Source organism: Herbidospora sp. RD11066 (assembly GCF_054661255.1).
Window position 1 is genome coordinate 182497 of the sequence record NZ_BAAGDO010000010.1, and the last position, 13494, is coordinate 195990.

14 protein-coding genes are annotated in these 13494 nt (G+C 71.5%); 8 read left to right on the plus strand and 6 right to left on the minus strand.

Features of this window, described 5'->3' with window-relative positions; translation table 11 throughout:
• Positions 1 to 97: 97 nt before the first annotated feature.
• The 5 genes from ACYQ78_RS32190 to ACYQ78_RS32210 are packed head-to-tail and all read left to right on the plus strand — an operon-like array spanning position 98 to position 5286.
• Positions 98 to 601: an FAD-dependent oxidoreductase gene (locus ACYQ78_RS32190; RefSeq protein ID WP_459804716.1), complete on the plus strand. Its 504-nt coding sequence runs from the start codon at positions 98 to 100 to the stop codon at positions 599 to 601.
• Positions 598 to 3012, plus strand: a complete 2415-nt coding sequence (gene nirB / locus ACYQ78_RS32195; protein WP_459804717.1) for a nitrite reductase large subunit NirB — start codon at positions 598 to 600, stop codon at positions 3010 to 3012. The genes ACYQ78_RS32190 and nirB overlap by 4 nt, the downstream gene beginning before the upstream one ends.
• Complete coding sequence (gene nirD / locus ACYQ78_RS32200; protein ID WP_459804718.1) at positions 3009 to 3332, plus strand: nitrite reductase small subunit NirD; 324 nt, start codon at positions 3009 to 3011, stop codon at positions 3330 to 3332. Before nirB ends, nirD begins: the two co-directional genes overlap by 4 nt.
• Positions 3329 to 4513 carry a uroporphyrinogen-III synthase gene (locus tag ACYQ78_RS32205; RefSeq protein ID WP_459804719.1) on the plus strand — a complete coding sequence of 395 codons (1185 nt, stop codon included), beginning with the start codon at positions 3329 to 3331 and terminating at the stop codon, positions 4511 to 4513. Before nirD ends, ACYQ78_RS32205 begins: the two co-directional genes overlap by 4 nt.
• A gap of 8 nt (positions 4514 to 4521) precedes the next feature.
• The gene (locus ACYQ78_RS32210; protein WP_459804720.1) at positions 4522 to 5286 is read left to right on the plus strand and encodes a sirohydrochlorin chelatase; all 765 of its coding nucleotides are present in this window, start codon (positions 4522 to 4524) and stop codon (positions 5284 to 5286) included.
• Here the strand turns inward: ACYQ78_RS32210 and ACYQ78_RS32215 are convergent.
• The 5 genes from ACYQ78_RS32215 to ACYQ78_RS32235 form a co-directional block, all read right to left on the minus strand.
• Positions 5199 to 5708 (minus strand): hypothetical protein, encoded by a 510-nt coding sequence (locus ACYQ78_RS32215; protein WP_459804721.1) that lies wholly within the window; start codon positions 5706 to 5708, stop codon positions 5199 to 5201. The genes ACYQ78_RS32210 and ACYQ78_RS32215 overlap by 88 nt on opposite strands.
• Before the next feature lie 192 nt (positions 5709 to 5900).
• Positions 5901 to 6836, minus strand: coding sequence for a CPBP family intramembrane glutamic endopeptidase (locus ACYQ78_RS32220; protein WP_459804722.1), 936 nt, complete (start codon positions 6834 to 6836; stop codon positions 5901 to 5903).
• A 102-nt stretch (positions 6837 to 6938) separates the two neighbouring features.
• Positions 6939 to 7544, minus strand: a complete 606-nt coding sequence (locus ACYQ78_RS32225) for a response regulator transcription factor (protein ID WP_459804723.1) — start codon at positions 7542 to 7544, stop codon at positions 6939 to 6941.
• 76 nt (positions 7545 to 7620) lie between these two features.
• Complete coding sequence (locus tag ACYQ78_RS32230; RefSeq protein ID WP_459804724.1) at positions 7621 to 8766, minus strand: sensor histidine kinase; 1146 nt, start codon at positions 8764 to 8766, stop codon at positions 7621 to 7623.
• A gap of 5 nt (positions 8767 to 8771) precedes the next feature.
• Complete coding sequence (locus ACYQ78_RS32235; protein WP_459804725.1) at positions 8772 to 9629, minus strand: PAC2 family protein; 858 nt, start codon at positions 9627 to 9629, stop codon at positions 8772 to 8774.
• 118 nt (positions 9630 to 9747) lie between these two features.
• Here ACYQ78_RS32235 and ACYQ78_RS32240 point away from each other — a divergent pair, with 118 nt between their 5' ends.
• Positions 9748 to 10398, plus strand: a complete 651-nt coding sequence (locus ACYQ78_RS32240) for an HAD family hydrolase (protein WP_459804726.1) — start codon at positions 9748 to 9750, stop codon at positions 10396 to 10398.
• Positions 10399 to 10404: 6 nt separating this feature from the next.
• Here the strand turns inward: ACYQ78_RS32240 and ACYQ78_RS32245 are convergent, their stop codons facing one another.
• On the minus strand, positions 10405 to 11511 hold the full coding sequence (locus ACYQ78_RS32245) for a helix-turn-helix transcriptional regulator (RefSeq protein WP_459804727.1): 1107 nt from the start codon (positions 11509 to 11511) through the stop codon (positions 10405 to 10407).
• Between the two features lie 169 nt (positions 11512 to 11680).
• On the opposite strand from ACYQ78_RS32245, the gene ACYQ78_RS32250 reads away from it, so the two are divergent.
• Positions 11681 to 12178 (plus strand): cellulose synthase, encoded by a 498-nt coding sequence (locus ACYQ78_RS32250; RefSeq protein WP_459804728.1) that lies wholly within the window; start codon positions 11681 to 11683, stop codon positions 12176 to 12178.
• 297 nt (positions 12179 to 12475) lie between these two features.
• Positions 12476 to 13477: an ABC transporter permease gene (locus ACYQ78_RS32255; RefSeq protein WP_459804729.1), complete on the plus strand. Its 1002-nt coding sequence runs from the start codon at positions 12476 to 12478 to the stop codon at positions 13475 to 13477.
• Positions 13478 to 13494 lie beyond the last annotated feature (17 nt).

Consider the following 13494-nt stretch of genomic DNA (forward strand, 5'->3'; position numbering starts at 1 on the left):
CCACGCACTGCCCGCACCGCGCCCCGCGCGGCCGGGCCGTCGCTCCGCCCTCGGGGGTGCGGAGCGACCGGAGGACTCTCTCCGCCGGGGGTGGCGGATGAGGGGCATCGTCGTGGTGGGGACCGGCATGGCCGGATCCCGCCTGGTCAGCGAAGTACGCGCCCGCGACGGCAAGTCGCGGGTGACCGTGTTCGGAGCCGAGGAGGCGCCGCCGCACGACCCCTCCTGGTACGCCGGCCACAACGTCACCGCCCACTGGGGCGTCAAGGTCGTCTCGGTCGACCGGGAGACCCGGTGCGTGCTGACGGCCGACGGGCGGCGCACGCCTTACAGCGTCTTGGTGCTGGCCACCGGTGCGGCCATCGAGCTGGCCACCGACGCCGGTCTCCACGTCGAACACGGGATCGTCGTGGACGACGAGATGCGCACCGACGACCCGGCGATCTTCGCCGTCGGCGGGTGCGCCCAGCACGACGGCCAGGTCCACGACCTGCTCGCGTCCTGCCGGGAGCAGGCGGCCGTCGTGGCCGACCTGATCACCGGCACCGACCCACGAGCCCGCTACCGGGGATCGCGCGACCAGGAAGGGGCGGGCGCATGACTCGCGTTCTCATCATCGGCAACGGCCCGACCGCCCACCGGCTGGCCGCCACGCTTACCGACAAGGGCTTCGCCGGGACGGTCACGATCCTCGGCGAGGAGCCCCGGGGCGCCTACGACCGGGTGGCGCTGACGTCCTACCTGACGGAGGGCCGCGACCTCGCCTACCCCGAGATTCCGGGCGTCGAGGTCGTCAAGGGCACCAAGGTGATCTCGATCGACCGTGCGGCCAAGACGGTCAACGACACGATCCCCTACGACGTGCTGGTGCTGGCCACCGGCTCGGCGCCCTTCGTCCCGCCCGTGCCCGGACGCGACCTCGACGGCTGCCACGTCTACCGGACCATCGACGACCTCGACGCCATCAGGTCGTCGGCCGCCACGGCCACCACCGGTGTCGTCGTGGGCGGCGGCCTGCTCGGTCTGGAGGCGGCCGACGCGCTCCGCGGGCTGGGCCTGGAGACGCACATCGTCGAGATGAGCCCGTGGCTGATGCCCCGCCAGGTCGACGAAGGCGGCGGCGCCGTACTGAAGAGGCATGTGGAGGCCCTCGGCCTGACCGTCCACACGAGTTCGGGCGTGGCCGGCATCGAGGGGGAGACGCGGGTCACCGGCCTGCGCACCCCCGACGGTCTCATCGAGGCCCAGGTCGTGGTGTTCTCCGCCGGCATCCGCCCGCGCGACGAACTGGCCCGCGAGGCCGGTCTCGCCGTGGGGGAGCGCGGCGGCATCGTCGTCGACGACGGCATGCGGACCAGCGACCCCGCGATCTACGCCGTCGGCGAGTGCGCCCTGCACGAGGGCCAGGTCTACGGCCTGGTCGCGCCGTGCATGACGATGGCCGAGACGGCCGCCGACCGCATCATGGGCGGCACGGCCGCGTTCACCGGCGCCGACCTGTCGACCAAGCTGAAGCTGCTCGGGGTCGAGGTCGCCCAGTTCGGGGCGATGGCGGGCGCGCTCGACGTCACCTACCTCGACCCGGTCGCCGGGGTCTACAAGAAGCTCTTCGTCAGCGACGACGCCACGACCCTGCTCGGCGGCATCTGCGTCGGCGACGCCGCCCCCTACGCGACCCTTCGCCCGTTCGTCGGCGCCGCGCTCCCCGCCGCCCCCAGTGATCTGCTGTTCAGCCCGGTCGCCGTCGAGCTGCCGGGGGACGCGCCGGTCTGCTCGTGCAACGGCGTGACCAAGAACGACGTCACCACGGCCATCGCCGAGCAGGGCCTCACCGACGTCGCCGGGGTCAAGGCCTGCACCCGGGCGGGCACCACGTGCGGGAGCTGCCTGCCGCTGCTGAAGAAGATCCTCACCGAGACGGGCGTCGCCCAGAGCACCGGGCTGTGCGAGCACTTCACGTACAGCAGAGCGGAGCTGTTCGCGATCGTGCAGGTGCGCGGGATCACGACCTTCACGCAGCTCATCGACGAGCACGGCACCGGCCGGGGCTGCGACATCTGCAAGCCCGTGGTGGCCTCGATCCTCGCCTCGCTGCACAACGGTCACGTCCTGGAAGGAGAACAGGCCGCCCTCCAGGACACCAACGACCATTTCCTAGCTAACCTACAAAAAAATGGGACATACTCGATCGTGCCCCGGATTCCGGGGGGCGAGATCACTCCTGAGAAACTGATCGTGATCGGCGAAGTGGCACGGGACTTCGGCCTGTACACCAAGATCACTGGAGGCCAGCGCATCGACCTTTTCGGCGCCCGCGTCGAAGAGCTGCCCCGCATCTGGCGGCGGCTGGTCGACGCCGGGTTCGAGTCGGGCCACGCCTACGGCAAGGCCCTGCGCACGGTGAAGTCGTGCGTCGGCTCCACGTGGTGCCGCTACGGCGTCCAGGACGCCGTGACCCTCGCCATCGACCTGGAGCTCCGCTACCGGGGCCTGCGGTCGCCGCACAAGCTCAAGTCGGCGGTCAGCGGCTGCGCCCGCGAGTGCGCCGAGGCCCGGTCGAAGGACTTCGGGATCATCGCCACCGAGAAGGGCTGGAACCTCTACGTCGGCGGCAACGGCGGCTTCACCCCCCGCCACGCCGACCTGCTGGTCCAGGACGTCGACACCGCCACCCTGATCCGCACGATCGACCGGTTCCTGATGTTCTACGTCCGCACCGCCGACCGCCTCCAGCGCACCGCGGCCTGGTTGCAGGAGCTCGACGGCGGCCTCGACCGGCTCCGCGAGATCCTCGTCGACGACGCTCTGGGGATCTGCGCCGACCTCGACGCCCAGATGACCGCCCACGTCGCCACCTACGCCGACGAGTGGCGCGCCACCCTCGACGACCCGGTGAAGCTGCGCCGCTTCGTCAGCTTCGTGAACGCGCCCGGCACGCCCGACCCGTCGATCAGCTTCACCACCGAGCGCGACCAGATCAAGCCCGAGATCCTGCAGGTGACGAGCCGATGACCTGGACGCCCGTATGCCCCCTTCCCGACCTCCTGCCCGAGCGCGGCGCCTGCGCCCTGGTCTCCGGCGAGCAGGTCGCCGTCTTCCGAGCCCACGACGGGTCCCTGTACGCCATCGGCAACCAGGATCCCTTCAGCGGTGCCTACGTCCTGTCCCGGGGGATCGTGGGCACCAGGAACGGGGAGCCGACCGTGGCCTCCCCGATGCACAAACAGGTGTTCTCGCTCACCAGCGGGGTCTGCCTGGACGATCCCGGGACTGTGATTCCGACCTATCTGATTCGCGTCACCATGGGGATGGTTGAGGTGAGCGTCAAATGACCGCACTGCTCGAAGAGGCGCAACTGGCCGCACTGGCCGAGGGGCTGTCTCCGGAAACCGCGCCCGACGCGCTGGCCGGTTTCACCATCGGTGTCACCGCCACGCGCCGCCGTGAGGAGTTCTCCGCGCTGCTCGAACGCCGGGGCGCGCGCGTGGTGAGGGCGCCCGCGATCCGGCTCGTGCCGCTGAGCGAGGACGCCGACCTGCTGGCGGCCACCCGCGAGTGCCTGGCGTCCCCGGTCGACGACGTGGTGGTCACCACCGGCGTCGGGTTCCGGGGCTGGATCGCGGCGGCCGAGGGCTGGGGGCTGGCCGGTCACCTGACCGCGCGGCTGGCCGACGCCCGGCTGCTGACCCGGGGGCCCAAGGCGCGCGGCGCCGTCCGGGCCGCCGGGCTGACCGACCACTGGACGCCCGCGACCGAGTCGTGCGAGGAGGTCCTGCGGCACCTGCTGTCCCAGGACCTGCGCGGCCGCCGCATCGCGATCCAGCTGCACGGCGAGCCGCTCGACGGCTTCGTCGCCGACCTGCGCGCCGCCGGGGCCGAGGTCGTCGAGGTGCCGGTCTACCAGTGGCTGCCCTACCGCGACACCTCGCCGCTGCGCCGCCTGGTCAGCCAGGTCGCCTCCGGCGCGATCGACGCGGTGGCGTTCACCAGCGCCCCGGCGGTGCAGGCCATGCTCAACGCGGCCCGCGCCGACGGGCTGGAGGAGGCGCTGCTGGCGGCCTTCCGCGGGCCGGTGGTGGCGGCCTGCGTCGGGCCGGTCACGGCGCAGCCGCTGGTCGCCCGGGGTGTGCCGGTGATCCAGCCCGACCGGTCGCGGCTCGGTTCGCTGGCCCGCACGCTGGCCCGGCACCTGCCGGAGAAGAGCGTCACCCGGCTCACCGCCGGTGGCCACGAGCTGGAGATCAGGGGTCACGCCGTGGTCGTCGACGGCGACCTCAAGCCGCTGCCCCCGGCGCCGATGGCCGTGCTGAAGCGGCTGGCCGACCGGCCCGGGCACGTCGTGGCCCGCGGCGACCTGCGGATGGTGCTGCCCGGCGGCCCCTCCCGCGACTCGGCCGAGCACGCCGTCGAGATGGCCATCACCCGGCTGCGCCGGGCGCTCGGTCCGGGCGGCATCGTCGAGACGGTCGTCAAACGCGGCTACCGGCTCGCCTGCGAGCGGGACGACGTGTGAAGTCGGGTGTGACGACCCTCGTCATGGCGGCCCACGGCGCGCGCAGCGCCGAGTGGGACGCCGTCCTCGCCGGTCTGGCCGCCCGGGTGCGACGGCTCAGGCCGGGGGTTGCGGCCCGGCTCGCCTTCCTGGAGCTGAGCGACCCGCCGCTGGAGCGGGTGCTCTCCGAGGTGGCGGGCCCCGTCGTCGTGGTGCCGCTGCTGCTGGCGGGCGGCTACCACGTCCACATCGACCTGCCCGAGGTGATCGCGCGGGTGCGTCCCGACGCGCTCGTCGCGGGCCCGCTGGGCCCGCACCCGCTGCTCACCTCGGTGCTGGTCCGGCGCCTGTCCGCCGCCGGGCTCCGCTCCGGCGACGCGGTGATCCTGGGCGCCGCCGGCTCGTCCGACGGGGCCGCCCTCGCCGCCGTGCGCGCGGCCGCCCGGCTTCTCTCCGTACGACTTTCGCGCCCCGTCACCGCCGCGTTCGCGTCGTGCGGCGAACCGGGGATCGCCGAGGCGCTCGACCGGGTGCGGAGAGGCCCGGCGCCCCGGGCGGTGGTGGCCTCCTACCTGCTGGCCCCCGGCCTGTTCCACACCCGCCTGGCCGACAGCGGCGCCGACGTCGTCAGCGCCCCGCTGGGCGTCGACGACGACCTGGCGAACCTGGTCTGGCACCGCTTCGACGAGGCACTGCAGACGGCGGGTCAGGGCTCCAAGCGGAGTTCCCGCACGATGGCGTCGGCGGCCTCCGGCCGGGAGGGTTCGGAGTCGGCGCCGGTGAAGATCTCGTAGTAGGCGTGCCGGAAGCAGCCGGCCAGCAGCAGCCGGGCGCTGGACTCGGGGTGCACGTCGGCCCTGACCCGCCCGAGCTCCTGCTCGGCGGCCAGATACGCCGCCAGCGGCATGACCTCGCCCTCGGGCCCGAGCTCCGACTCGCGCATCGCCTGCCGGAACCGGACCGTCAGCGCGGGCGACACGAACGCCGGCAGCGCGGAGGCCTGGATCTCCGTGTAGTAGTGGATCCCGGCCAGGGCGACCGGGCGGAGGTTCCCGGCCACGTCGCCGTACCCCGGGCGCAGCTCGTTGAGCAGCCGGAGCCAGCCGGGCAATCGGTCCTGCAGGAGGGCGAGGAAGGTCTCCACGGCCTGAGCCGGGGTGGTGCCCCGGATCTGAGGGGTGGCCGTGCCCACCGGTTCGGGAGTACCGGTTTTCATCCGCATCGCCATGTCGAGAACACGCCGACGGGTCTCCTGGGAAGAGTGGTGCGGGGGTGGTGCCGGAGTTACCATTTTCGCCCTTGTGTGCGCAGTCCACAGAAGACGCTTGTGAGGAAGGAAGCGCTAATTATTACCTCATATCATCGCTGAAGTGGGCAGAAACTGAGCATTCGGTTTCTGTCGGATGAATCATCGCGGTGTCAAGGCCGGACCGGAACGCCGCGTCCCCAGCCAGATGACCACGGTGATCGCCACCAGCAGGACGCAGGGGATCAGGAAGATCGTCGATCCGGCCCCCGCCGACCGGTCGGACCCCGCGAGCGGGTCGGCGCTCGTGGCCAGGATGAAGAGGTACACCAGCGCGTTGTTGGCGCCGTGGATGACGGCCGAGGTCTCCAGCCCGCCGGTCCGCCACGTCATCAGCCCGAACGTGACGCCGAGCGTCAGGTAGTAGACGTTCAGCCACGGGTCGGTCGACATGTGGATCGCCGCGAACAGCACACTCGACACGCCGAGCCCGAGGGCCATCGCCGTGCGCGGCCCCCGCCCCCAGCTCGCCGCCACCCGGAACGCCAGCCCCCGGTAGCCGTACTCCTCACCCGCCGACTGCAGCGGCGACAGCACCACCGTGACCGCGAACACGCCGACGGCGTCGGAGAACGACCAGCTCCCTTTCGTGTACGGGGACAGCGAGTAGAACACCGTCATGTAGACCAGCCAGACGGGTACGAGCGTCAGCGCCGCCCGCCCGAACACCGCCGGCCGGAACACCGACAGCACCGAACTGAGCGACGCGCCCCTGACGCCGTACAGCCAGCGCTGGATGAGCATGCTCCACGGGATCAGCAGCGCGATCGAGAGCGTGTTGGCGCCGTGGTAGACCGCCGTGAAGTCGGTCCCGCCCGAGATCGGGTTGCTCCGCCCCATCGACTCGTCGATCATCGCCGCGACCGAGGTGATGATCCCACCGAACGCGAACAGCCCGAAGATCAGCAGGAAGAGCGCGAGAAGACCCCGCCCGACCCGCCGCTTCTCCCCGGCGAGCACCAGGTGATAGGGCACCCCACCCGGCATGCGCCGTCTCTGGGGGGCGTCGTGATAGATCGCAGAAGAACTGGATTGCATGCCTTTCAGCCTGGTCCCGGCCTTGTGACTCGGGCAGTGCCGTCGTTCACGAGATCCCCGGCGATCCGCACACGGAGGGCATGACATTTGCCATGAAGCGCGTCAGATCCAGCCGCGTTCGGCGGCGATCTTGACGGCTTCGTGCCGGTTGGCGGCGCCGAGCTTGGCGATGGCGGCGGTGAGGTAGTTCCGCACGGTCCCGCGGGAGAGCGAGACCCGCTGCGCGATCTCCTCGATCGGGGCGCCGTCGCGGGCGAGGGCGAGCACGTCGGTCTCGCGCGGGGTGAGCGGGGAGTCGCCCGCGCTGATCGCCTCGGCGGCGAGTTCGGGGTCGACGTGGCGCCCGCCCGCCGCCACCTTCCTGACCGCGTCGGCGAGGCTCCGCGCCGACGTGGTCTTCGGCAGGAACCCGCGCACCCCCGCCGAGAGCGCCGACTTCAGGTAGCCGGGCCGCCCGTGGGAGGTCACGATGACGCAGGCGCAGCCGGGCAGCACGGCCCCGAGCCGCCGGGCCACCTCGATCCCGTCGAGACCGGGCATCTGCAGGTCGAGCAGCGCCACGTCCGGCTCGACGAGGAGCGCCGTCGCGATCGCCTCGTCGCCCGACGCCGCCTGCCCCACGACCTCGAAGTCGTCGTTGAGATCGAGCAACCCGGCGACGGCGTCACGGATGAGATGCTCGTCGTCGGCCACCAGAATGCGGATCACGCCGGGCCCCTCTCGGTGATCGTCGCTCGAGAATGAACCGGTGCCCGGCGCCCCCAGCGGCGTACCGGAAGGGAGGTCACCCCCCGCCTCCGGCCGGGACCGTCGCCTCCAGGGTGAACCAGGGTCCGTCGCGATGGGTGGCGACGCGCCCGCCGAGGGCGCCGACGCGCTCCGACATCGCCCGCAGACCCGTGCCGGGGTCGGTGGATTCCGGGGCGGCTCCGTCGTTGGCGATCGTGAGGCGGACCTCGCCGTCGATGGTCGCGGTGGTGAGGGTGACGCGGGTCGCGGCCGAGTGGCGCAGGACGTTGGTGACGCCCTCGCGGACGACCCACGCCAGCGCCTCCGCGCACTCCTCGGGCACCGGGTCGCCGCCGACCACGCAGCGGATGCCGGCCGAGCCGAGCAGGGCACGCGCGCCCGCGACCTCGTCGTCCCAGCTCGCCCGGAGCTCGCCCCGCACCACCCGGCGGACCTCACCTCCGGCCTCCCCGGCCAGCCGCCGGACCCCGGCGAGCTCGTCGGCCGCCCGGCCGGCGTCACCCCGGCGGACCAGCTCCGCCGCGAGTTCGCTCTTGACCGCGATGGCCGCGAGGGTGCGGCCGAACACGTCGTGGAGGTCGCGCGAGATGCGCAGCCGTTCGGTCGCCAGCGCCAGGGCGGCCCGGTCGACGTGGGCCCGCTGCAACTCGCGCAGCACCTGGAGGAGCCACACGCTCGACCAGCACGCCCACAGCGTGACGCTCACCACCACCGCCCCGACCAGCAGCAACGGAAGATCGGTGACCGCCGCCAGCGGCACGGCCAGGACGACGACGGCCGCGTTCAGGTAGAAGGTCCGCCGGGCGTCGAGCGCGGGCACGAAGCTCGCCGCCACCGACCCGACCGCCGTCGCGATCGTCACGCCCGTCAGCGGCACCGGAAGCAGGAACGCCGAGGCGACCAGCGCCACCAGCACGAGCCCCCAGCCGACCAGGCCGGGAACGGGAAGCCGCCCGGCGGTGCCGTCGAGGACGCCGAAACTCCGCCTGCTGACGAGGATGTTCCCGATGACCAGGGCGAACGTGAGCACGACGACCGCGAGGAACCCGAGCCGGTGCAGCCGGCCGGTGCCGGCGAATCCGCCGAGGAGGGTGGCGAGCGGGGTCGACACGGCGACATAGGTGGACCAGCGGACGTAGATCTCGAACCGCCGCGCGCTGACCGCGGGCCAGTCAGCCATCAACCTCAGCCCGAGTCGGTGCCCCGGTCGCGGCGCCGCAGGTAACGCTCGAACTCGGCCGCGATCGCGTCGCCGCTCGCCTCGGGGAGGTCGGCCGCGTCTTTGCGCTCCTCCAGCTCCTTGACGTATTCGGCGACCTCGGAATCCTGAGCCGCGAGTTCGTCGACGCCGGTCTCCCAGGCGCGGGCCTCTTCGGGCAGGTCGCCGTAGGGCATGGGGATGTCGAGGAGGTCTTCGACCCGGCGCAGCAGGGCCAGGGTCGCCTTCGGGTTGGGCGGCTGGGCGACGTAGTGGGGGACCGAGGCCCACAGCGAGATGGTCTGCATGCCCGAGAGGCCGAGGGTGTGCTGGAGCACGCCGATGATGCCGGTCGGGCCCTCGTATTTGGTGAGGTCGAGGTTGAGAACCCGGGCCAGGCCGGGGTCGCTGACCGAGCCCACGATGGGCACCGGCCGGGTGTGGGGGGAGTCGTTCAGCAGGGCGCCCAGGAGGAGGGCCAGCTCGATGCCGAGTTCGTGGCAGAGCCCGACGATCTCCTGGCAGAAGGTGCGCCAGCGCATGTTGGGCTCGATGCCGCGCAGCAGGACGACGTCACGCTTGGCGCCCGGGGGACGGGCCACCAGCAGGCGGGTGGTCGGCCAGGTGATCGACCGGGTCATGCCCTCGCCCAGCTCCACGATCGGCCGGGTGACCTGGAAGTCGTAATAGTCTTCCGGGTCGAGCTCCACCAGGGGCGTGGCCTTCCACTCGGCCTCCAGGTGAGCGAGCACCGCGCTCGACGCCTCACCCGCATCGTTCCAGCCTTCGAACGCGGCGATCAGCACCGGGTCGACGAGCTCAGGGAGCCCTTCGAGCTCGATCAAGCCGCCTCCTCACATAGTCGTGGGGCCAGCCTAGTTGCAGTGCGCCCCCGAGCGTTATCCATGGCCACCGATAAGCTGAGGGCCGACACCCCGACTGCTCCCCGAGGCCGGAACTCCAATGTCTGAAACACTGCACGCCGTTCTCTTCGACATGGACGGCCTGCTGGTCGACACCGAAAAAGTGTGGGGCCTCGTCGAGGCCGAGGTCGTCGAACGCCTCGGCGGCCAGTGGGGCCCCGAACACCAGGAACGCATGGTCGGCGGCTCGTGGGACACCACCGTCGCCTACATGATCGCCCTGACCGGCTCCGACGTCGCCCCCGGCGTGGTGGGCGGCTGGCTCCTCGACGGCATGCTGACCCGGCTGGAGTCGGGGGTCGAGCCGCTGCCCGGCGCCCTCGAACTCCTCGCCGAGCTCAAGGCCGCGGGCGTGCGCACCGCGCTGGTAACGGCGTCGCTGAAGCCCATGGCCGACGCCGTGCTCGCCTCGATCGGCCGCCACCACTTCGACGCGATCGTCACCGCCGACGACGTCACCCGCACCAAACCCGACCCCGAGCCCTACCAGTTGGCACTGCGCCTCCTCGGCGCCGATCCGCGGTACACCGTGGTGTGTGAGGACTCGCCGAACGGCGTGGCCGCCGCCACCGCCGCCGGTTGCTACGTGATCGCGGTCCCCAACCTGCTCCCGATCCCGGCGGCCCCCCGCCGCACGGTCGTCGAGTCACTCCTCGACGTCGACCTCCCCTTCATCCACACCCTCATCTAGACGTGTCTAAGCGGCCAGCAACGGTGCCAGGTCGGCGCGGTTGTTGACCCCGAGCTTGGTGTAGACCCGGCACAGGTGGTTGGCGACCGTACGCGGCGACAGCACCAGCCAGTCGGCGATCTCGCGGTTGGTCAGGTTCCAGGAGGCCAGCCGGGCGACCTCGGCCTCCCGGGCGCTCAGCCCCTCGACGGGCGGGGCGCCGCCGCCGAGCAGCGCGAGCCCGTCGCGGACGCCCAGCGTGGTGGCCCGGTCGCGCACCACCTGGGCGTGGAGAGGGCAGGCCAGCCGCACGCGCGGGGGAGAGGTGTCGCGCGGCACGGTGATCAGGCCCCGGCGCTCCAGCAGGGTGACGGCCGCCTGGTCGGCCAGGCCCAGTAAGACGTCCAGGTCGACCGGCTCGGCCAGCGCGACCAGTTCGACGGCGGTGGTCTCGGCCGGGGTCAGCCCGGCCAGTTCGGCCTCCAGGAGCTGGCGCAGCCGGGGCGGCGGGGTCAGCTCGCCGTCCCAGCGCCAGACGCCGTCGGCGCGGGTCATCACGGTGCCGGGCAGGAGTTCGGTGATCAGGCGGGGGTTGCCGCCGGTGGCGTGGTGGAGACGGCGTACGGTCGCGATCTCGGCGGGCGCGCCCAGGGCGGCGGCCAGCAGGTGGCCGGTCTCGCGGACGGTGAGCGGCGCCAGGTCGATCCGGGTCAGGCCGCCGTCGCGCCACAGGGCGGCGATCGCCTCCGGCAGCGGGGCGCCCGCCCTGGCCGTGATGATCGGCGTGGTGCCGTGGTGCTCGGCCAGGTGCGCGACCAGCGCGGCCGAGCTGGGGTCGAGCAGGTGGGCGTCGTCGACGGCTAGCACCGGCGCGACCGGCCCGAGGGCGCCGGCCGCCCAGACCACCGGGTTGACCGGGGTGCAGGCGGGTTCGGGCAGCAGGTGGGCGAAGGCCCCGAACGGCACGTCCGCCGCGCGGGCACGTACAAGGAAGAAGGAGTAGGGCGCCAGCGTCTCGGTGAGCAGGCGGGTGCGGCCCGACCCGGCCGGGCCGGTCACCAGCACCCCGCCCCCGTCGCGGGCCGCCGCCCTGATCTGGTCACGTTCGGTCGTACGCCCCATGAAAGGCCACATGCCTCCGACGGTAGGAACCTCGCGGCCTGGGCGGATCCGAGTGAACCCCACGCCTCCCCAGGGCTAACCCGGGGTAGTGCCTAGGGGTCACGCCCTCCTCAGGGAGGAGCACGCGCCGGAGACCCGCGTGACAGGATGGAAATGAGGCCGACAACTCCAGGGGGCAGGCATGACCTTTGAAGACATCGCGTGGCTGCCGCTGTGCGCGGGGCTGACCGCCGTCGGTGTGGCGTTCGCGTTCCTCGCGTTCCGGCGCCGGGGGGCGGCGGCGGGGCTGCGGGCCACCGCGTGGGCGCTGCTGCCGCTGGCCGCCTATCTGACCAACGCGCTGAAGACCATCTGGAACATCGTGTCCTCGGTCGTGGGCTTCGTGACCGGGCTGGTGCTCTCGCCGACCGTCTGGGCGGGGGTTGCGCTGGCGGGGCTGTCCGTGATCTTGTTCCTCGTGTCGGGGGTGATGCGGGGCCGTACCCTCCGGATCGGGCGCAGGGCCCGGAACGGGAAGAAGGAGTCCGCGCCCGCGCCCGCGGCGGCCACGACGACCGCGCCCGGCAGGCCGGCCGACGTCACCAAGCCGATGGCCCGCCCGGCGCCGCAGCCCGTCGAGTCCAAGAACGATGATTTCTCGGACATCGAAGACATCTTGAAGAAGCGCGGCATCAGCTGAGCCCGACTCGGGAAATCTCGCATAGCGAGACCTAAGTTACCCGCCAGTGCAATGTCACAGTTCCGCGACAGAACCGAAACGGGACTCCGACATATTCTTCAAGATCAACACGAATGAGTTTCGCGTGAATCACAGTTGGGCCACATAGCGCCTACTGGGTCTTGTTTACGCAGATCAGCACATAGATTCTGCCGACGAGACCCGCTCACCGTGTGGGTCTAGATCCACATGGGAGCGCTCCGGACGTGTCGTGCTCCCGTCGGCACAACGTCGTCTGGAACCCAGGGGGCCCAACGCATGACCGCACCACTTGACGTCTCCGGTGGCGAGCTGAAAGCCACCCCGGAGGCCGTTGCCGAGGGAGCGGGCGCGAAGGCGATCCAGGGGCGGTCCCTCGGACAGATCGCCTGGATGCGCCTCAAGCGTGACAAGGTTGCCCTCACCGGTGCCGGTGTCATCATCTTCCTGATCCTCGTCGCCGTCTTCGCGCCGTTGATCGTCGGCTGGTTCGGCCACCCGCCGAACCAGTTCAACCAGGACATGATCGACACGATGACGATGACGCCCAAGGGCGGCAGCGGCATCAGCTGGGACTACCTGTTCGGGGTCGAGCCCCTCAACGGCCGCGACCTCTTCAGCCGGGTCGTGTACGGCGCCCGCATCTCTCTGCTCATCGCGTTCTTCGCGACGCTGCTGTCGGTGCTCATCGGCACCACCATGGGCATCATCGCCGGATACTTCGGCGGCTGGGTCGACACGATCATCAGCCGGCTCATGGACGTCTTCCTCGCCTTCCCGGTCCTGGTCTTCGCCATGGCCCTGGTGGGCGTGCTCGGCCAGTTCGAGACGCAGCTCAAGGTGCAGGGGGACACCCTCCGCATCCTGCTGCTGATCTTCGTCATCGGCTTCTTCAACTGGGGCTACATCGGCCGCATCATCCGGGGCCAGACCCTGTCGCTGCGCGAGCGCGAGTTCGTCGACGCGGCGCGGAGCCTGGGCGCACGGGGGCCGTACATCCTGTTCAGGGAGATCCTGCCGAACCTGATCGCGCCGATCCTGATCTACGCGACGCTGCTGATCCCGACCAACGTGCTGTTCGAGGCCGCGCTGTCGTTCCTCGGCGTCGGCATCCAGCCGCCCACCGCGACCTGGGGCGGCATGCTCGCGGCGGCCACGAAGTACTACACCGTGCCGCACTTCATGTTCTTCCCCGGCATGGCGATCTTCATCACCGTGCTCGCCTTCAACCTCTTCGGCGACGGCCTGCGCGACGCACTCGACCCGAGGTCGGGTCGCTGAGCTTTTATCCCTGTTCC

Bases quoted from the DNA above. Each gene is read 5' to 3' on its own strand.
- ACYQ78_RS32230 (WP_459804724.1), bottom strand. From the start codon at position 8,766: ATGGCTGACTGGCCCGCGGTCAGCGCGCGGCGGTTCGAGATCTACGTC.
- ACYQ78_RS32215 (WP_459804721.1), bottom strand. From the start codon at position 5,708: ATGAAAACCGGTACTCCCGAACCGGTGGGCACGGCCACCCCTCAGATC.
- ACYQ78_RS32255 (WP_459804729.1), top strand. From the start codon at position 12,476: ATGACCGCACCACTTGACGTCTCCGGTGGCGAGCTGAAAGCCACCCCG.
- ACYQ78_RS32190 (WP_459804716.1), top strand. From the start codon at position 98: ATGAGGGGCATCGTCGTGGTGGGGACCGGCATGGCCGGATCCCGCCTG.
- nirD (WP_459804718.1), top strand. From the start codon at position 3,009: ATGACCTGGACGCCCGTATGCCCCCTTCCCGACCTCCTGCCCGAGCGC.
- ACYQ78_RS32245 (WP_459804727.1), bottom strand. From the start codon at position 11,511: ATGTGGCCTTTCATGGGGCGTACGACCGAACGTGACCAGATCAGGGCG.
- ACYQ78_RS32205 (WP_459804719.1), top strand. From the start codon at position 3,329: ATGACCGCACTGCTCGAAGAGGCGCAACTGGCCGCACTGGCCGAGGGG.
- ACYQ78_RS32250 (WP_459804728.1), top strand. From the start codon at position 11,681: ATGACCTTTGAAGACATCGCGTGGCTGCCGCTGTGCGCGGGGCTGACC.
- ACYQ78_RS32240 (WP_459804726.1), top strand. From the start codon at position 9,748: ATGTCTGAAACACTGCACGCCGTTCTCTTCGACATGGACGGCCTGCTG.
- ACYQ78_RS32220 (WP_459804722.1), bottom strand. From the start codon at position 6,836: ATGCAATCCAGTTCTTCTGCGATCTATCACGACGCCCCCCAGAGACGG.
- nirB (WP_459804717.1), top strand. From the start codon at position 598: ATGACTCGCGTTCTCATCATCGGCAACGGCCCGACCGCCCACCGGCTG.